Origin of the sequence: Actinoplanes sp. NPDC049548 (assembly GCF_040676695.1) — a bacterium.
In the GTDB taxonomy this organism is placed as follows: domain Bacteria; phylum Actinomycetota; class Actinomycetes; order Mycobacteriales; family Micromonosporaceae; genus Actinoplanes.
The window spans coordinates 41,113-59,240 of the sequence record NZ_JBFAPM010000015.1 but is presented as its reverse complement, the minus strand read 5'-3'; the positions used below and the strand labels follow the sequence as shown (position 1 = coordinate 59,240).

At 72.0% G+C, this 18,128-nt stretch carries 18 protein-coding genes and 1 riboswitch; of the genes, 7 read left to right on the top strand and 11 right to left on the bottom strand.

The genetic code is table 11. From position 1 onward, the window contains the following. Nucleotides 1-19: 19 nt before the first annotated feature. From AB0J80_RS26695 to AB0J80_RS26685, 3 genes are read left to right on the top strand one after another with little or no spacing between them, the layout of a single operon-like run. Nucleotides 20-649: a hypothetical protein gene (locus tag AB0J80_RS26695; protein WP_364710000.1), complete on the top strand. Its 630-nt coding sequence runs from the start codon at nucleotides 20-22 to the stop codon at nucleotides 647-649. After that, nucleotides 646-2,208: a hypothetical protein gene (locus tag AB0J80_RS26690; RefSeq protein ID WP_364709998.1), complete on the top strand. Its 1,563-nt coding sequence runs from the start codon at nucleotides 646-648 to the stop codon at nucleotides 2,206-2,208. The genes AB0J80_RS26695 and AB0J80_RS26690 overlap by 4 nt, the downstream gene beginning before the upstream one ends. Then, nucleotides 2,205-2,819, top strand: coding sequence for a type II secretion system protein (locus AB0J80_RS26685; protein WP_364709996.1), 615 nt, complete (start codon nucleotides 2,205-2,207; stop codon nucleotides 2,817-2,819). Before AB0J80_RS26690 ends, AB0J80_RS26685 begins: the two co-directional genes overlap by 4 nt. On the opposite strand, the gene AB0J80_RS26680 is transcribed toward AB0J80_RS26685, so the two are convergent. The 6 genes from AB0J80_RS26680 to AB0J80_RS26655 are packed head-to-tail and all read right to left on the bottom strand — an operon-like array spanning nucleotide 2,820 to nucleotide 8,317. Continuing rightward, nucleotides 2,820-4,001, bottom strand: a complete 1,182-nt coding sequence (locus AB0J80_RS26680; RefSeq protein WP_364709994.1) for a metallophosphoesterase — start codon at nucleotides 3,999-4,001, stop codon at nucleotides 2,820-2,822. 24 nt (nucleotides 4,002-4,025) lie between these two features. Beyond that, a complete protein-coding gene (locus AB0J80_RS26675) occupies nucleotides 4,026-4,706 on the bottom strand; it encodes a nucleoside/nucleotide kinase family protein (protein ID WP_364709992.1) in 681 nt (226 codons plus the stop codon). Then, complete coding sequence (locus tag AB0J80_RS26670; protein ID WP_364709990.1) at nucleotides 4,703-5,572, bottom strand: sugar phosphate isomerase/epimerase family protein; 870 nt, start codon at nucleotides 5,570-5,572, stop codon at nucleotides 4,703-4,705. The genes AB0J80_RS26675 and AB0J80_RS26670 overlap by 4 nt, the downstream gene beginning before the upstream one ends. Before the next feature lie 17 nt (nucleotides 5,573-5,589). Further along, a complete protein-coding gene (locus AB0J80_RS26665; RefSeq protein ID WP_364709987.1) occupies nucleotides 5,590-6,333 on the bottom strand; it encodes an ATP-binding cassette domain-containing protein in 744 nt (247 codons plus the stop codon). After that, entirely contained in the window at nucleotides 6,330-7,301 is a 972-nt protein-coding gene (locus AB0J80_RS26660) for an ABC transporter permease (protein WP_364709984.1), read from the bottom strand. Before AB0J80_RS26660 ends, AB0J80_RS26665 begins: the two co-directional genes overlap by 4 nt. Nucleotides 7,302-7,303: 2 nt before the next feature. Continuing rightward, entirely contained in the window at nucleotides 7,304-8,317 is a 1,014-nt protein-coding gene (locus AB0J80_RS26655) for a substrate-binding domain-containing protein (RefSeq protein WP_364709983.1), read from the bottom strand. 114 nt (nucleotides 8,318-8,431) lie between these two features. Here AB0J80_RS26655 and AB0J80_RS26650 point away from each other — a divergent pair, with 114 nt between their 5' ends. After that, entirely contained in the window at nucleotides 8,432-9,631 is a 1,200-nt protein-coding gene (locus tag AB0J80_RS26650) for an ROK family transcriptional regulator (RefSeq protein ID WP_364709981.1), read from the top strand. A 14-nt stretch (nucleotides 9,632-9,645) separates the two neighbouring features. On the opposite strand, the gene AB0J80_RS26645 is transcribed toward AB0J80_RS26650, so the two are convergent. After that, nucleotides 9,646-10,296, bottom strand: coding sequence for a hypothetical protein (locus tag AB0J80_RS26645; protein WP_364709979.1), 651 nt, complete (start codon nucleotides 10,294-10,296; stop codon nucleotides 9,646-9,648). A 64-nt stretch (nucleotides 10,297-10,360) separates the two neighbouring features. Continuing rightward, a complete protein-coding gene (locus AB0J80_RS26640; protein WP_364709976.1) occupies nucleotides 10,361-10,603 on the bottom strand; it encodes a hypothetical protein in 243 nt (80 codons plus the stop codon). 246 nt (nucleotides 10,604-10,849) lie between these two features. Here AB0J80_RS26640 and AB0J80_RS26635 point away from each other — a divergent pair, with 246 nt between their 5' ends. The 3 genes from AB0J80_RS26635 (at nucleotide 10,850) to AB0J80_RS26625 (ending at nucleotide 13,066) form a co-directional block, all read left to right on the top strand. Beyond that, nucleotides 10,850-11,080 (top strand): hypothetical protein, encoded by a 231-nt coding sequence (locus tag AB0J80_RS26635; protein ID WP_364709975.1) that lies wholly within the window; start codon nucleotides 10,850-10,852, stop codon nucleotides 11,078-11,080. Nucleotides 11,081-11,201: 121 nt separating this feature from the next. After that, nucleotides 11,202-12,014 carry a polysaccharide deacetylase family protein gene (locus tag AB0J80_RS26630; RefSeq protein WP_364709972.1) on the top strand — a complete coding sequence of 271 codons (813 nt, stop codon included), beginning with the start codon at nucleotides 11,202-11,204 and terminating at the stop codon, nucleotides 12,012-12,014. Continuing rightward, complete coding sequence (locus AB0J80_RS26625) at nucleotides 12,011-13,066, top strand: glycosyl hydrolase (protein ID WP_364709970.1); 1,056 nt, start codon at nucleotides 12,011-12,013, stop codon at nucleotides 13,064-13,066. The genes AB0J80_RS26630 and AB0J80_RS26625 overlap by 4 nt, the downstream gene beginning before the upstream one ends. Here the strand turns inward: AB0J80_RS26625 and AB0J80_RS26620 are convergent. From AB0J80_RS26620 to AB0J80_RS26610, 3 genes are all read right to left on the bottom strand, one after another. Then, a complete protein-coding gene (locus tag AB0J80_RS26620) occupies nucleotides 13,056-13,949 on the bottom strand; it encodes a tetrahydrofolate dehydrogenase/cyclohydrolase catalytic domain-containing protein (RefSeq protein ID WP_364709969.1) in 894 nt (297 codons plus the stop codon). The genes AB0J80_RS26625 and AB0J80_RS26620 overlap by 11 nt on opposite strands. Nucleotides 13,950-13,964: 15 nt before the next feature. Further along, nucleotides 13,965-14,046: riboswitch (ZMP/ZTP riboswitch) on the bottom strand. A 46-nt stretch (nucleotides 14,047-14,092) separates the two neighbouring features. After that, nucleotides 14,093-14,989, bottom strand: a complete 897-nt coding sequence (locus tag AB0J80_RS26615) for a hypothetical protein (protein WP_364709966.1) — start codon at nucleotides 14,987-14,989, stop codon at nucleotides 14,093-14,095. Beyond that, complete coding sequence (locus AB0J80_RS26610; RefSeq protein ID WP_364709964.1) at nucleotides 14,986-18,114, bottom strand: hypothetical protein; 3,129 nt, start codon at nucleotides 18,112-18,114, stop codon at nucleotides 14,986-14,988. The genes AB0J80_RS26615 and AB0J80_RS26610 overlap by 4 nt, the downstream gene beginning before the upstream one ends. Nucleotides 18,115-18,128: the final 14 nt, after the last annotated feature.

Genomic DNA, 18,128 nt, shown 5'->3' with positions numbered 1-18,128 from the left:
TGACGAGGAGCAGTGCCTGATGACGAAGCACGACTGCCACCGGTGGGCCCCGCGGGCCCGGGCCGGTCGCGGCGTGCGCTCCGACGACGGCGCGACGCTGATGGAGCTCCTGGTCAACCTGGGCATCATGTCGCTGGTGATGGCGGTCGCCACCGGGGCGCTGGTCCAGATGTACCGCACCAGCAACCGGGGCGAGAGCATGTCGATCGAGATCGGCCAGCTGCAGACCGCCTTCCAGCTCCTCGACAAGTCCGTCCGGTATGCGACCGGGATCAGCCAGCCGAACACGATCGCGACGGCCGGCGGCAGCTGGTACGTCGAGTGGGCGAGCGGGACCAACGGCGAGCTCTGCACCCAGATGCGCCTCGATCCGTCGGGGCGCCTGCAGCGTCGCGAGCTGCCGTCCACCGCCGCCACCCCCAGCGGCTGGACGACCATGGCGTCGTCCCTCGCCGGCACCCAGCCGTTCGTCCTGGAGCCGGCCAGCGCGAGTACGTATCCGCACCAGCGCCTGACCGTCAACCTCGAGGCGCGTGCTCCGGGGCAGGACGGCCACACCGGCCGCCGGTCGGTCTTCACGTTCACCGCCCTCAACACGTCGCTGACGACGTCCAGCGCGGGCGTCTGCTCGGGGATGGTCCGGTCATGAGACTGCGGCGACGCGACGACGACGGCTCGATGCCGCTGGCCATGCTGGTGCTGGTGGTCGCGGTGGGCCTCAGCGTGCTCCTGATGGCCACGGTCATGCGGGAGACCGTCAGCTCCCGCACATCGTCCAGCCGTGCGACGGCCCTGCTCGCCGCGCGGACCGGGCTGAACAGCGCGCTGGCGAGCCTGCGCGCCGCCAAGTCGAGCACCGACGAGTACGGGGACCCGTCCAAGCTGCCCTGCGGCTTAGTCGAAGGGACCGTGGGCACCACCGGCGGCACGTACAAGGTCAAGATCTGGTACCTGACGACGAACCCGGCCTCGCACGACGAGTCCTGGGTCATTGCGCACGGCGGGGTGCCGTGCGCCACCGACCTCCCCACCAGCGCGAAGTTCGCCTACGTGCTCGCGAAGGGCTCCTCCGCCGGGGGACATTCCCGGACGCTGAGCGGCACCTACGAGTTCGTCCTGCGGGAGAAGGGTTACACCCCGGGCGGCCAGATCCGGATCTACCGGACGTCGTCGGCGACGCAGGACTGGTGCCTCACGGCCGCTCCCGTCGTGAACACGAAGCTGCACCTGGAGGCCTGCGCGCTGGCCGCCGACGGCTCCATCCGGGCCGACCAGCTGTGGGCGTACACGGAGCTGCTGACCATCCGGCAGGTCAACTCGCCGGATGCCGCCGCCCTGTGCGCGGAGGCGGGCTCGCCGCAGGCGTTCGGACAGTACGTCACCCTGAAGCCCTGCGTCAGCAGCCGGACGGCGCGGCAGCAGTGGAGCTTCGACGAGAACAGCAACTTCCGGGGCACCGATGACGGGCAGACTCTCAACGGTTACTGCTGGAACGTCACGATGCCGGGCTACTACATCCAGCTCAACGACATGAGCGGGTCCCTGAGCGGCTCGTCGAAGAAGTGCGGGCAGACCCTCACCGACTACCAGTCGTGGAACGTCACCACGACCGCGGGCTCCGGGGCGGCCGGGAAGAAGTCCAAGTCGAGGACGTCCCGGCAGCTGGTGAACTACTTCCAGTTCGGCAAGTGCTTCGACTACACCGGCTACAAGAACAACGGGTCCTCCTCCGGATACCTGGTCTGGGCCTTCCCCTGTAAGCAGTCGCCCGACCCGGACAAGCTCATCATGAGCTCGGTGTGGAACCAGCTGTGGGACCTGCCGGAGGAGGGCGAGGGGCCGATCTACACGACGGACCCGAAGGGCGTGACGCTCTGCCTGCGGGTGCCCGGCGCGCACGCCGTCCGCAAGGATGTGGTCACCGCGGAGAACTGCAACGCGGCGAACGTCGCTGCCAAGCCCACCCTCTACCCGGAATTGATCTGGCGGGTCCGGGGACCGCACGCCGCCACATGGAACGAACGCTACCGCCTGGAAGGCACCGGAGCGTGGCGCGACCGCTGTCTTGCGCCGCTGGCCGGCGTGGCGGGTAATGCGGTGCAGGCCGACTACATCGGCCTCGTCTCGTGCGGCGGTCACGACCTGCAGAAGTGGAACGCCGTGCCGGATGTCAAGGGTATGGGCCTGATGAGTGTGACGGAACAGTGAGCCGGTCATCGCGCCCGCCGTCCGACGAGGGCTTCTCGCTGCTGGAGACCGTCGTGGCGATCGGCCTCGTCGGCATCGTCATGGCGAGTGCCATCGTCTTCTTCGTCGGCTCCCAGGTGAGCCTGCGCCGCCAGGCGGACCTGCAGGCCGCGGTCCAGATCGCGGCCGGAAGCATGGACTACGTGAGCCAGCTGACCGGGAAGAACGTGCTGCTGGGCCGGACCAAGAGCCTGGTGGACGAACAGGTGAAGGACATGGTCCCGGGCGTCGAGGTCTACTTCGACAAGGACCAGCACATCACCAAGCTGGCCTATGAGAACCCGGCCGACGCCACGAGCTCGGACCTGAAGCCTCTGTCCACGAAAGGGGAAACCGTTCTCGTGAGCAGCATCGCCACTCCGTACGAGCGGTCGTACTACGTGGGCAGGTGCTGGCAGAAGAAGAACGGCGGTCTTTGCGACGCTCCGGACAGTCCTCCGTCCGATGCGGTTCCCATGTACCGCGTCGTCGTCGCGGTCACCTGGCCGTCGCCGCAGTGCCCGGCCGGGAAGTGCCACTACGTGGCGGCCATGCTGACCGAGGTCGACACGGTCGACCTCACCTGGAAGTGACTACCCCCGCCTCAGGGTCAGCAACGTGATCTCGCTCGGCGCGAACACGCGGAACGGCGGCCCCCAGAAGCCGGTGCCCCGCGAGGTGTAGAGCTGGGTGCGCTCGCCGTGCCGGCTCAGCCCCTGCAGGACGGGCTGGTCGAGGCGGACGAGGTAGTGGAACGGCCAGATCTGGCCGCCGTGGGTGTGCCCGGAGAGCTGCAGGTCCACCCCGTGCGCGACCGCGCCGGTGATCTGCTGCGGCTGATGAGCCAGCAGCAGCACGGGCAGGGACGGGTCGGCGCCGCGCAGCGCCGCCTCGTGGTCCATGTGGTGCCCGGGTACGCCCGAGCCCGCCGCCGTACGGTCGTCCACGCCGGCGACGACCAGGCTGCTGCCGTCGCGGGTGACCACGACGTGCCGGTTGTGCAGGGCCTCCCAGCCCAGCGACGCCATGTGCTCGACCCAGCGTTGGGCGCCGCTGAAGTACTCGTGGTTGCCGGTGACGTAGACGCGGGCGAACCTCGCGCGGACGTCGCCGAGCGGGGCCGCCTGCTCGCGGCGCTGCGCCACTTCGCCGTCGGCGATGTCTCCGGTGTGCGCGACGATGTCGGCATCCAGCGAGTTCACGACCTCCACGACGCCCCGCGACCAGCGCGCGCGGTCGATCGGGCCGTAGTGAGTGTCGGTCAGCAGGACGACCCGCAGCCCGTCCAGCCCGGGACCGAGGCGCGGGATCGTCACGTCGACGCGGCGGACACGCGAGACGCGCATCGCTTCGGCGTACCCCCAGAGGAGCAGGACCAGCGCGATGAGCGCGACCGTCGCCGTGACGATCCGGGACCGGGCCGGGTCGGCGACGCCCGCGACGGCCAGGACCGCGCGCAGCACGTTGCCGAGGATGGACCACACGAACAGCACCCAGACGACGCCGAGCAGGGTGTCGGCCGTGCGGGCGGCGCCGTCGCGGTGATGCCGGCCGTGCCCGGAGAACATCAGCGCCGGGAAGGCCGCGGCGAGCGCGGCGAAGACGATCGTGCCGGCGGCGAAAACCGTGCCGGGCCAGCGGTTGCCGGCCCAGACCAGCGTCCACCAGGGCACGCCGAACAGCAGCAGGAGGACGGCGGTGACGATCAGGCCGAAGCGTACGGCCCGGCCGGGCCGCCGCCGCGGCTCGGTCTCGACGGACTCACCGACAGACACGGGTGAAGTCTGCCACGCGCGGGATCACGACGGCGGCGTGCCGAGGGCGCGGATCAGCGCCGCCGGCACGAGCAGGTCCGCCCGGTCCCTGGTCGCCTCGATGACGGCCGCGTTGCGCTCGTCCGTGCCGGTGGCCCACGCGACCGCCGCCTTCTCCTCCTTGCCGAAGCGGATGTGCCGGGCGATCAGGCGGTCGAGGCGGGACTCGCGGTCCAGGTCGGTGTACCAGACCTCGGCGAGCAGCGGGCGTACGGTGCGCCACCGCTCGTCGTCGACCAGCAGGTAGTTGCCCTCGGTGACGATGAGGCGGGCCGCGCGGGGCACCGGGATGGCGCCGGCGATCGGCTGCTCGATGACGCGCTCGAAGCCGGGCGCGTACACGATGTCGTCGGTGTCCTCGTGCAGCCGACGCAGCAGGGCGGCGTAGCCGAGGGCGTCGAAGGTGTCCGGTGCGCCCTTGCGGTCGCGGTTGCCGAGCCGTTCCAACTCCACATCGCCCAGATGGAAGCCGTCCATCGGCACGTGGGCGACCCAGCCGGGCGGGCCCTGCGCCGCGATCGCCGCGACGAGCTCCTCGGCCAGCGTGGTCTTGCCCGCGGCGGGGGCGCCGGCGATCCCGAGGATCGCGCGGCGCCCGTCGCGCACCAGGCCGCGGGCGCGCTGCACCAGGGCGTCGAAGGTGAGGACCCGGGCCGCCGCGGTCATGAGGGGCGGGCCGTCAGCTGGTCGGCCATGAAGGCGCGGGCGTGCCGGGCCAGGTCCTCGCCGTCGGACCACAGGTTGCGCCAGATCGCCAGGTCGTTGGAGAGGCCGCGGGCGACGACCGCGGACGAGAACGACTCGAAGGTGATCGGGCCGGTGTAGCCGATGTCGGCGAGGGCGTGGAAGAACGACGTGAAGTCGAGGTGGCCGGAGCCGAGGTAGCCGCGGTGGTTCTCGCCGATGTGCACGTAGCCCAGCCGGTCGCCGACCTCCCGTACGGGCCGCACGAGGTCGTCCTCTTCGATGTTCATGTGGTAAGTGTCCAGGTGTACGAGCACGTTGTCCGCTCCGATGTCGTCGGCGAGCCGCAGCGCGTCGCGGGCGGTGTTGACGACGTTGGTCTCGTAGCGGTTGCAGACCTCCAGGCCCAGCGTCATGCCCCGGGTACGGGCCTCCTCGGCCAGGTCGCGCAGCACCCGGACGACGTTCGCCCGGCCCGCCTCGGTGAGCGGGGCGCCGTACTTGCCGAGCGCGCTGTAGAGGGCGCCGGTGAAGTGGGTGCCGCCCAGGTCGTGGGTGATGGCCAGGGAGTCGTGCAGCAGTCGCGCTCCGCGTTCCACCACCGCCGGGTCGGCGCTGGAGACGTCGGCGTCGAAGGCCAGCCCGCGGGAGCAGGCGACCTGCAGACCGTGCTCCTTGAGGAGGGCGCGGGTGGCGGCGACGTCGAGGTTGAGGGAGTCGTGCAGGGAGAACTCGAGCAGGTCGAAGCCGGTCTTCGCGGTCTGGCTGACCGCGTACGCGACGGAGGCGGGTGACGTGTCGCCCGCCCAGACCAGAGCGTGGACGCCGAGGGGGTTGCGCAGTTCCATGAGGGGTGTCCTTGGGGTCAGGCGCTCTTGGCGCCGGTGATCAGGGCGACGATCTCCTCGCCGGTGGTCTGCGCGGTGCGGCGCCCGCCGACGCAGCGGCCGGCGCGCATCACCCACACCTGGTCGCTGAGCGCCATGACCTGGGCGAAGTTGTGGCTGATGAGCAGGACGGCGTGGCCGTCGTCGCGCAGCTTGCGGATCAGGTCCTCGACCCGGGCGGTCTCCTGGACGCCGAGCGCGGCGGTGGGCTCGTCCATGATGACCAGCCGGGACTCGAAGCCGGCCGCCCGGCAGATGGCCACGGCCTGGCGCTGCCCGCCGGAGAGGCGGCGGACCCGGCTGCGGACGGCGGGCACGTTGACCGCGAGGGTGGAGACCATCCGCTGCGCCTCGCGCTGCATGCCGCGGCGGTCGAGCACGGCCAGCGGGCCGGCCCGGTGCACCATCTCGCGGTTGAGGAAGAGGTTCTGCCATACGGTCAGGTCCTCGACCAGGGCCAGGTTCTGGTGCACCGTCTCGATGCCGGCCTCGCGGGCGTCCTCGGGGGACTTGAAGTGCAGCGGCTCGCCGTCGAGGGAGATGGTGCCCGCGTCCGGCCGGTGGATGCCGGAGATGCAGCGGACCAGGGTGGACTTGCCGGCGCCGTTGTCGCCGACCAGGGCGGTGATCTCGCCGGGCTGCAGGGTCAGGGAGACGTCGACCAGGGCGCGCACGCTGCCGAAGGACAGCGACACACCGTCGACGGTGAGCAGGTCGGTCATTTCTGGAACCTCGTGAGCAGGGCGGCGAGCACCACGACGATGCCGACGGCGAGCGGCTGGTAGAACTGCGAGACGCCGAGCAGGGTCAGCCCGTTGGTGAGGGCCGTCAGCAGCAGGGCGCCGATGACCGGGCCGGTGATCGTGCCGCGGCCGCCGAGCAGGCTGACGCCGCCGAGGACCACCGCGGCCACGGAGTTGAGCAGGAACGAGGTGTTGGAGGCGGGCTCGGCCGCGCCGACGCGGGCGACCAGCAGGATCGCGGCCAGCCCGGCGAGCACCCCGGAGACGGCGTACACGGCGATCTTGATACGAGCGGTGCTGATGCCGGTCGCGGTGGCCGCCTCGGCGGAGCCGCCGGTGGCGAGCACGTGCGTGCCGAACCGGGTGTGGAAGAGCAGGATGTGGGCGATCACCGCGACCACGGCGGCGATGACGACGAACCAGCCGAAGATCCCGATGCCGCCTGTAGAGAGCCGGAGCAGGAAGGTGTTGATGACGGTGACCGGCTTGCCGTCGGAGAGCACCAGGGCGGTGCCGGAGGCGGCGGAGAGCATGCCGAGCGTGACGATGAAGTCGGTGATCTTGCCCCGGGCGATGAGGACGCCGTTGACGAGGCCGGCGACGACCCCGGTGACGAGGGCGGCGAGCATGGCGCCGGCGACGCCCCAGCTCGCATAGGTGGCGCCGAAGACCACGGCGGCCAGCGTCATGATCGACGCAACCGACAGGTCGATGCCCCCGGTGGCGACCACGAAGGTCTGCCCGACCGCGAGGACCACCAGGATGGCGGAGGCGATCAGCATGGAGCGGACGTTGCCGCTGCTGAGGAACGTCGGGTTGAGGATCTGGAAGATGATCACGAGGGCGACGAGGCCCACGAGGGCGGCCCACTCGGCCCAGAAGCCGATGTCCTTGAGGCGGTGGGCCCAGGGCTCGGTGTCGCGCGCGGCGACGGCTGCGGTCGTCATGCTCATCCGCCGATCAGGGCTTTGAAGGGGTCGTCGTAGGTGCCGAATGGCTTCGGCGTGCTGGCGAGCGCCTTGTCGGCGTTCTCCTTGGTGACCAGCTCGACCGGCGCCTCGACGTTGGCCGGCAGGGTCTTGCCGGCCGCGGCCGCCTGGCAGGCCTCCATGCCCATCAGGCCGATCGCGTACGGGTACTGCGCGACGGTCGCGTCGAGCCCGCCGTTCTTGACCGCGGTGAGCGCGTCCTTGTTGCCGTCCACGCTGATGATGTGGACCTTCCCGGTCTTCCCGGCGTTGGCGACCGCCTGGGCGGCGCCGAGCCCCATGTCGTCGTTGGCGACGAAGAAACCGGCCAGGTCCGGGTGGGCCTGCATGATGTTGGTGGTCTGGGTGAGCGCCTCCTGGCGCTCCCAGTTCGCCGCGACGGTCTGGACGAGCTGGAGCTTGCCGGTGGTCGCCTTGGTGAACCCGTCGACCCGGGCGCCGCTGGTGACGTCGCCGGCGATCCCGCCGATGGCGGCGACCTTCGCGTTCGCCGGCACCAGGGTGATCATGTGCGCGCCGGCCTTCTCTCCCGCCGACTCGTTGTTGGTGCCGACGTAGGTGGCCGGCGTGGCGTTCGCGGCCTTCGCGGCGGCGGCGTCGACCGGGCTGTCGATGTTGACGATCGTGTCCTTCTGCGCCGCGATCTGGGCCATGCCCTGCACCAGGTTGGTGCCGGAGATCGGGTTGACGATGTAGCAGGAGAAGTCCTGCCCGGCGAGCGCGGTGAGGCGGTCGGCCTGGCCGGTGGTGTCGGTGATGGAGTTGGCGGCCTGCACGGTGGGGGTGATCCCGGCGGCCGTGCCCTGGTCCTTGATGCCCTGCTCCATGGACTGGAAGAACGGGTTGTCCAGGCCCTTGATGACGGCGGCGACCTTGGCGGTCCCACCGTCGCCCGCCGCCGAGTCCGAGCCGGAGGAGCAGGCGGCGAGCAGGAGAAGGAGTGCGGTGGTGGACGCCGCGGCGATGCGTGGCATGGGGGTTCCTTCCGAGGGGGGAGGTTTCGCTTGATTAGATGCTCGACTTATGACGACTGTCAAGCAAAAGTGTGAAGACTTTCGCGTAGTGACTAGACGTAATAGGATCGCGGCGTGAGCATCAGCCCCCCGGCCACCGGGGTCTCCGGCGCGGGCCTCGGCGAGGTCCTGGCCCTTTTCCGTACGCAGCCCAGCCTCACCCGGGCCGACGTCATGCAGCAGACGGGCCTGTCCCGGTCCACGGTCAACCAGCGGCTCGACGCCCTGCTGGGGGCCCGGCTGGTCGTCCCGGGCGGCGAGGGCTCGTCGACCGGCGGCCGCCCGGCGAGCCGGTTCACGTTCCACCGGGACCGGGGCGTCCTGCTCGTCGCCGACATCGGTGCCACCGGCATGCGCACCGCGCTGTGCAACCTGTGCGGTGAGGTGAGTGCCGAGCGGGAACGGGCCATGGACGTCGCCTCCGGCCCGCAGGTCGTGCTCAGCGCCGCGCACGAGATGTTCACCGAGCTGCTGGCCCAGGCCGGGCGTGTGGCCGCCGACGTGCACGGCATCGGCATCGACGTGCCGGGCCCGGTCGACTTCGACAGCGGTCAGGTGGTCAGCCCGCCGATCATGAGCGGCTGGGACCGGTTCGACATCCCCGGCTGGTTCGCCGGCCGCTACGACTGCCCGGTCCTGGTCGACAAGGACGTCAACGCCATGGCGTTCGGCGAGCACCGCAGCATCCACCCGGAGGTCCGGCAGCTGCTGATGCTCAAGGTCGGCACCGGCGTGGGGGCGGGCATGATCATCGGCGGAGAGGTCTACCGCGGGGCCGACGGGGCGGCCGGCGACATCGGGCACATCCAGCTCGCCGTCGCCGACACGGACGACGAGCCGCTGTGCCGGTGCGGCAACACGGGCTGCGTCGAGGCGTACGCGGGCGGGTGGGCCCTGGTACGCGACCTCCGGGCGGCCGGCAAGGACGTCACCTCGGTGGACGACGCGGTCACGCTGATCCGCACCGGCGACGTCACCGCCGTACGGCTGGCCCGGCGCGCCGGGCGCATCGTCGGCCACGCGATCGCCGACTCGGTCAGCCTCTTCAACCCGCGCGTGATCGTCATCGGCGGCCAGCTGGCGCGCATCGAGGAGCAGCTCTTCGCCGGCATCCGGGAGATGGTCTACCGGCGGTCCCTGCCGCTCGCGACGCGTAACCTCGAGATCGTCGCCACCAAGCTCGACACCCGCTCGGGACTGGTCGGCCTCGCGCTGCTGCTGGCCGACGACATCTTCGCCCCGCAGCGGGTGGGAACCCTGATCAGCCGCGGCTGATCAGGGTTCGGTTCCTACAGGCCGAGCCGCAGCGCGGCGACTCCGGCCGGGGACAGTGGCCGAGAGGTGGCCCGCAGCAGATCGGCGTGGATGGTGACGGGCAGCTGGGTGCCGAGCGCGCACAGGGCGGGGTAATGGTCCAGCACGTCGCGGTGGCTGAGCGCCCCGACGCCGATCAACAGGCCGTTCACGGCGCTGGGCGTACGGGCCAGCTCCGCGCACAGCTCCATCCGCCAGACCGGGTCGTCGATGTGCGAGGCGAATTCGCGGGCGATCCGGTTGCCGATCGAGCAGCTCTCCTCCGGCGCGGCGTGCCGGCCGGACGGGGCCAGGACGGGCGCCAGGCGTACCGCGACCCCGAGCCGCAGCGCCAGCTCCGGCAGGGTGAGCACCTCGAGGCCGAACGAGCAGGTGTCACACAGCCGCTGGAACGTCTCCGCGTGCACCACCACCGCCTGCCTCGGGCAGCTCGCGGCGGGTCCGCACACCGTGTCCATGATGATCTCCGCCAGCCGCCCCGACTCGTCGAAGCGGCCCACGCCGAAGAACTCGGCCGGTGTCTCCCGGTAGCGGGCGAGGGCGGCCCGTTCGCTGCCGTAACCGTCGGGATCCACGCCGATGCGCGGGACGCCGTGCTGCGCGTGGAGCTGGATGAGGCGGAACATCCTGGTCACCCCCGGGTGTCGTGAGAGCGTGCAACCCGGGGTACGCGCCAGGACGTCCGACGGTTCATTCCTTACGCTGGGTATAAGAAAAACTGCCCTTCCGGCGCTGAGCCGTCAGGCGGAAGCAGTCGAACGTGACTGCGTGTAGCGCGTACGTCGCGGCGGTGAGCACGGCGAGCATGCCGGCGAGTATCACGATCAGCTCGCCGTCGAGGGCGCGCCAGGCGGTCGGCAGCGCCGTGAGCCCGAGCACCAGCCCGGCCTCACAGGCGGCCTCGGCGAGGCGGCGCGCACGGTCTGAGGTCATGGTCATCACCTTGCCGTCACCGAGGGTGCGCGCGCTTCCCTCCGCAGCCGGATCGGCGCCTATGACTTTCGGCAGAGGCCGGATCGTCCACGGTCCGGGGCAAAAACCCTGAAAGCCCACAACAGGTACGCGCGGCGCCTAGCGTGGGACATGTGGCCGCGTTCGGGCGGCGACGCCCCGCCAACGGCGAAAGGTGCCCATCCAACCACCCCGCCGCCGCCCACTAAAGGACTGAAGGCTGACCCCATGACCGTGCAGATCCCCGCCGCCCGCCAGGACGACCTCGCAGAACACCTCGCCGCCCGCATCGAACGGCGGCTGGCCCTGCTGGCCGACGAGCTGGAGCACGCGGGCGTCGTGGCGTACGAGGCGGACCGGGGTCTGGCGACCCGGGGCGGGGTTGTCCGAATGACCGTCGCCGATATGTCGGCCGTGGTCGCCGCAGTCGTGCTGGACACTGCGGAAACTGCCCCGTAGCGTGGCCTGAGCGGCGCAGACATGGCGCCGCCGGTCCCTGCGACAACAGTGCGCGAACCACGAAGCTTGCCGGGTCCACGACCGATAATGGTCATATCCGGGAGCGCGTGGGAGGGATGCGGTGACCGTCACGGCGCCGCCGGCGTGGGAGACCATGCCGGCGTTGATGTACCACTCCGTGTCCGCGGTCGCCGGTCCGATGCGCGACCTGGCGGTGCCGCCGGTGCGGCTCGCCGAGCAGCTGACCGCGCTCACCGCCGCCGGCTACCGGCTCGTGGGGCTCACCGAGGCGCTCGACCTGCTCGAGCACGGCTGCACCGACAAGCTGCTCGCCGTCACCTTCGACGACGGCTACCGCGACTTCCTCACCCAGGCCGTCCCCGTCCTGGCCGAGGCCGGCGCCGGCGCCACCCTGTACGCCTCCGTCGGCCACCTCGGCGAGTACGCCGACTGGCTGGGCCGCTGGTCCCCGGACTTCGGCAAGCTGCTCACCTGGGACGAGCTGGCCGAGGTCGCCGACGCGGGCATCGAGATCGGCAACCACAGCCTCGTCCACCACCCGCTCGACGTCCTGCCCGCGGCCCAGCTGCGCGAGGAGATCGCCCGCAGCAAGGACGAGCTCGAGCAGCGCCTCGGCCGGCGGGTGCGCAGCTTCGCGTACCCGCACGGCTACAACGGCGCCAAGGTCCGTGCCGCCGTGCTCACCGCCGGGCACGACAACGCCACCGAGGTCGGCCGGCGGCTGCACACGCCGGGGGAGCGGCGCTTCGCCGTACCCCGGTTCCAGCCGACCCCGGACATGACCGGCGCCGAACTGGTGAACCTGGTGAGCGGCGGGGGTTCGCCGCTGGTGCCGCGGCTCAAGCAGCTGGCCCAGCCGGGCTGGCGGGTCGTCCGCCGGCTGGCCCGTGCCGCCGGCCGGAACCTGACATGAGCCCTACCCACCGCGCCCCGCGCCGCAGCCTGAGCCGCCGCCAGGTGCTGGGCGTCGCCGCGCTCGCCGCCGTCCCCGCCGCGGCCGTGGCCGCACTGAAGATCCGCCCGGACGACGGTCCCGCGGAGGCGACGAGCTCACCCGGCCGGTCGGCCTCGCAGACGCCCCGCGCGTCGGCCCCCACCCCGCCACCGGTGGTCACCAAGGGTGGCGGCCCGGTGCCGTTCCGGCCGGGCAAGGTCATGCTCGGCGCGTACCTCGACCTGTCCGCCCGGACCCGCACGCAGGCACAGCAGCTGCGCCGGCAGCAGACCGGCCGCGACGAGCGGATCCTGCACGTCTTCTACGACTGGGACGACCTGCTGCCCCGCACCGTCGAGGGCCTGCCGGACCACGCGTTCCCCATGGTGTCCTGGCGTGGCACCCGGTACGCCGACATCACCTCCGGTGCCGCCGACGACCTCATCGCCCGGGCCGCCCGCCGGCTCAAGAAGGTCGGCCGGCCCCTGCTGCTGCGCTGGGCCTGGGAGATGAACGGCGACTGGTACCCCTGGGGCGCGGCCCGCAACGACAAGGACGCCGGAGGCTTCGTCGAGTCGTGGCGGCGGCTGCACCGGATCTTCGGTGAGGAGGGCGCGGACAACGTCGCGTGGGTCTGGAGCCCCAACTGGAACTCCGCGCCGGTCGCCGACTGGAACACCCACGCGGCCCTCTACCCCGGCGACAAGTACGTCGACTGGGTGGGCGTCTCGGGCTACAACCTGCACCACGAGAAGCCCGAGACGCTGTTCGGGCCGATCTACCGCTCGTACGCCGCCCGCAAGCCCATCCTGATCTCCGAGGTCGGCGCCGTGGACCGCGGCGGCCGGACCAAGGCGGACTGGATCACGCTGTTCGCCCAGTGGGTCGAGGCGCACCCGGCGGTGGGCGGCGTGGCGTGGTTCGACACCGACACCCACCCCGGGTACACGGAGAAGTGGCGCATCGACACCGACCCGCAGTCGCTCGCGGCGTACGTGGCGATGGCGAAGAGCGCCCGCTTCAGCGGCTGACGCCCGCGGCCTTCTCCGCGGCCTCGATCGCGTTGCGGAACAGCATGGCGACGGTCGTCGGGCCGACGCCGCCGACCCGCGGGGTGATCGCGCCGGCGACCGTGGCGACCTCCTCGGCGACGTCCGGCAGCAGGCGGCGGCCCTCGTAGCGCACGCCGGCGCCGATCACCGTGGCCCCGGGACGCACGTGCTCCGGCTGGATGATGCCGGGGACGCCCGCCGCCGCGATGAGGATCTCGGCCCGCCGGGTGTACCGCTGCCAGTCCGGCACCCCGGTGTGGACGACGGTAACGGCGGCGTTCGCCGTCGGCCGCTTCTGCGAGAGCAGCATGGCCAGCGGCCGGCCGATGGTGGCGCCCCGGCCCAGGATGACCACCTCACGCCCCGCCACCGGGACGTCGTGGTGCGCGAGCAGCGCCTCGATGCCGGCCGGGGTGCAGGGGCGGGGCCCCGGCAGGCCGACGGAGAGCCGGCCCAGGTTGAGCGGGTGCATGCCGTCGACGTCCTTGTCCGGGTCGACGGTCATGAGGGCCGCGTCGTAGTCGATGTGCGCGGGCGGCGGGTACTGGATCAGCAGGGCGTGCACGGCGGGGTCGGCGTTGAGCCGGTCGATCACCCGGTGCAGGTCGTCCTGGGTGGCGGTGGCCGGCAGGTGCTCGTGCGGGGACACGAAGCCCAGCTCTCCCGCCTGGCGCTGCTTGATCCGGATGTATCCGGCGCTGGCGTCGTCGTCGCCGACCAGGATCGTGGCCAGCGAGGGCTGGACGCCGCCCTCCCGCAGCTTCGCCACCCGCTGCGCGACGTCGGCCAGGACCGCGTCCGCGACGGGCTTGCCGGGCAGGAGCCGGGCCTCGTGAGCCGGCGCCTCAGGGCTTTCGGACATGCGCGTCTCCCAGAGCGTGGGCACCCAGGCGGACGGCGCCCACGACGTGCTCCCCGATGGTGGTCCATCCTCGATGCCGCCAGTCGCGTGTCGCGGACCAGTATGCCGTGCCGCCCGGCGCGCGCCGAAGCGGTGTCACCCGGTCATTCCACCGCGCTGATGTACAGCGTCCGGAACGCGCCCGTGTCGCCGAACCGGTACAGGCTCACGGTCAGCCGCTGGTCGCCCGGCAGCGTCAGGTTCTCACTCCAGGTCCCGTCACCGGACGGCGCGATCACCCTGCGGGTCGGCGTCGTGCCGCCCGCCCCGCTCACCGTCAGCCGGTACGGGCCGTCGGCGGCCACCAGGCCGGACGCGGACACCGCCACCACCCGGTTGCCCAGCGCGTCCACCGGCCCCGAGGGCGCGGCGGACAGTGCGGTCACCGTGGTCTCGTACGTCGCCCGCGAGGTGCCGAACGACAGCCAGCTGGCACCGCCGAGCACCGCCAGGACCAGCACCAGCGGCAGCAGCTGCCGTACCAGCCGGCTGCGCTGCGCCTTCTCGTCGACGGCCGCCTGCTGCTCGTCCTCCGGGGGCACCACCGACATGACGATCGTCCGGGCCTCGGCCATCACCACCGCGTCACGCGGCGTCAGGTCGATACGGGCCCGCCGCTCGCCGACCGGCCGCGACTCCTCTTCCTCGGCGGTCGGGGCGGCCGCCACGCCCTTCGACAGCACCAGCGGTACGCCGAGCGCCAGGAGGGTCAGGCCGCCCGTGGCGACGGCCCAGGACACCCGGTCCAGGGGAAGGCGGCACAGGTGGATCGCCAGGCCGGCGACGATCAGCACCGCCATGCTCAGCGCCGGGGCGAGCAGGACCCGTTCGATGGCGGTGAGCGTACGGCGGCGGAACAGCGCCCCGGTGACCGCCATGCCGGGCAGCACGAACGCCAGCAGCAGGCCGCCGGCGACGGCGAGCGGCTTCGGGCCGGCCAGCACGGCCACGCCCGCCGCCAGGGTGAGCCCGGCGACGATCCGGGTGAGCAGCGCGTTCACTGGGCCCCCAGGCGGTAGACGCGGACCGTGCCGTTGTCGTAGAGCCGGTCGACGTCGGTCAGCGAGTCGAACTTGGCGATCTGCGTCGTGGTCAGCGGCCGGGTGATGGAGCCCGCGTTCGGGTCGTTCTCGAAGTACGCCTCACCCTCGGGCAGCTGCTCCGACAGGCGCTTGTCGACCACCAGGTACTGGATGGCGAGGTCGGAGACGAACTGCTCCTCGTCCAGGCCCCAGTCGTCGGCGTAGTACAGCGGACCCACCTCGCGGACCGGGTCCTGCCGGCCGTACGTGGACGCCAGCGACACCGACGTCACGTCACCGCCGATCCGGTTGCCGTGGCCCAGCGTCCGCCGCTCCCACTCCGCCGTGTCCACCCCGTACACGTCGACCGACCGCTCGAAACCACCGGCCAGGTACGGGCCCGGCAGGATGGAGCCCAGCGGCGGCCAGCCGCCGGCCCGGGCGCCGATCATCAGCAGGGTGATCATCGCGGAGCCGGCGGCGACCCGGCTGTACAGGTTCCAGCCGCCGGGGACGACGACGTCGATCGCCGGCGCGGCGGCCCGCCACCGCCACCGGCGCCCCTCGGCGTCCTTGGCAGGGATGATCTGCACGCCCCGGACCAGCGCGATCGCCGCCAGGATCGAGATCGGCACGTACGTGAACGTGGAGAGCCGCCCGGCGATCTCCGGGCCGTTCTGCCCGAGGAACCGCACGCCGTTGCCGGCGAAGAAGACGGCCCCGCCGATGACCGCCGCCCACCGCCAGGAGTCCCGATCGCGGCGGTGGATCATGTCGCGCACCAGGGCGGCGTAGAGGACGAACAGCCCCAGCAGGCCGGAGCCCTGCACCACGAGCTGCCCCACGCTCACCGCCGCCGTGGTCGACGACGCCTCGGACCGGCCGTTGATGAGGTTCGAGATGGTCTGCCCCACCTGCTCGACCGGCGCCTCCAGGTAGCCGAGCACGTCGCGTGCCACGGTGAGCATCCACACGGCGACCACGACCAGGGCCACCGCCGGCATCACCAGGGCCTTCCACTGGCGCGGCCGCTGCACCGCCAGCTCCACCACGGCGAGCAGGAGCAGCGTGATGACCAGCGCGAAAGCGGTGACGTGGTGGCTGACCGTGGTGAGCGCCGCGGCGCAGACCGCCAGCGTCACGAACGGCCACCCGCCCTCGGCCCGCCACCGCCGCGTCGCCCAGATCGTCAGCATGAAGAAGGGCAGCGCCGCGGTCTGGTAGAGGAACATCGAGTTGAAGAACAGATAGTGCAGAGCCGTCGCGTACGTCGCGCAGCACACCCCGGCGACGGCGGGGGAGTTGCTGGCGCGCAGCACCGCCGCGAAGAGCACGGACACGAACACGAGGTGCGCGACACCGGCCACGATGACGCCGGCCGCGGTCACCGGCAGCCCGGTCATCGAGCTCACGGCCGCGCCCATCTCCGCCAGCCCGGGGAAGTGCACGGCGGGCGGCAGGGCCGGGTTGGGCTGGAACAGCTTCCCCGACTCCACGATGATCGTCGTCGCCAGCCAGTGCTGCAGCTCGTCGGGGAAGCGGAACTGGTCTGGGCTGTACATCCACTTCAGCAGGTACTGGTTCAGCGCCAGGCCCATGACCAGCAGGAACGACTCGGCGGCGCCGGCCATCCGGCGGCTGAGCAGCCGCACGACCACTGGGGTGAAGACCACGACCTGGCCCAACCAGTAGGCGTACGGCGCGTTGCCGGTGCTGACCCGGCCGCCGGCGTACGCGAGCGCCACCATGAGCACGCCCAGCGCGGAGATCGTCAGGACGGCCGGCGCGTGACCCAGGTCGAGCAGCTCCCGCCGGGGCCGGGCCGGCTTCGGCGCCCGGCCGGGGTCGGCGGGGGCGGCCTCGGCGGACGTCGCCTGCCTGGGCTTGAACTCCTTGGCCCCCGGCGCACCCGCCTTCCGGCCGGGCACGACCGGGATGATCGCCGTGACGACCTCGGTCGGCGGGGCGACGGTCCCGACGGGCAGCACCATGGTGTCGTCGGCGGCGGGCGGCACGATCACCACCGTGTCGTCGCCGGGGTCCCGGGCGGGCTTCGCCTCGGCCGGGCGCGGCTTGGCCGGGCTCGCCCCGGCCGGGTTCGGCTGGACCGGGCGCGGCTTGGCCGGGTTCGGCTGGGCCGGGCGCGGCTTGGCCGGGTTCGGCTGGGCGGGGCGTGGCTTGGCCGCAGGGCCCGGCTGGGCGGGGCGCGGCTTGGCGGGGATCGGCTGGGCGGGGGTCGGCTTAGTGGGGGTCGGCTCAGTGGGGCGCGGCGTTGCCTCGGGGGTCGGCTTGGCGGGGATCGGCAGCACGACCGTGTCGTCGACCGACGACGGTGGCATCGTCAGGACGACGGTCTTCTCGGGGTCGTGGTCCGGGAGCTTGATGACGACCGTCTTCTCCGGGTCGTTCTCACCCTCGACCTGAGGTTCAGGCTTGGCACCCTCACCCTCGACCTGAGGTTGAGGGTCGGCGTCTTCCTGTCCCTTGGTGTCCGTTTCGAGGAGGGCAGTGGGCTCATCGTCGGCGTCTGCCGACTCCGTGGCCGCCACCTCGACGGTCGGTTCCCCGGCCGCGGACGTCTGCCTTTCACCGGCCGATTTGTCCGCTGCTGACGATGACGTCGGCCTTTCGCCGGCCGGTTCGTCCGCTTCCGACGTCTTCGGGGCGGCCGGCTCTGCGGGGGCGGCCGGGTCTTTGGCCGGCGCTTCTGCGGACGGCCTCTCCTCGGCCGGCTGCGCGGCCGGAATCGGCTTCTTCGGCACGCCCGAGGTCGTCTGGATGTCCGTCCGGGCCGGTCGCTCCGCACCCTCGGGCGCCGCCGGGCGTACCCGGGCCGAGCCTCGGGCGGCCGGGCGGTTCCGGTCGTCGTCCGAGGCCCGCGCCGGCTCCGCCGCGCGCTGGTCGGGCATGGGTTCGGCCTCCCCGGCCTGGTCGGGGGCCCCGGGTGCGGCGATCTCGTCGCTCGGGGCCTCGAAGTGCTGGATCGAGGTCATCGGCGCGGCCGGGCGCAGTGCCGGCTCGCCCGGTTCGGGGCTGGGCACGGTCAGCATCCGGTCGCCGCCCCCATCGAGCGGGCGGCGCGCCGGATCCTCACCAACTGCCACATATGTACCGAGAA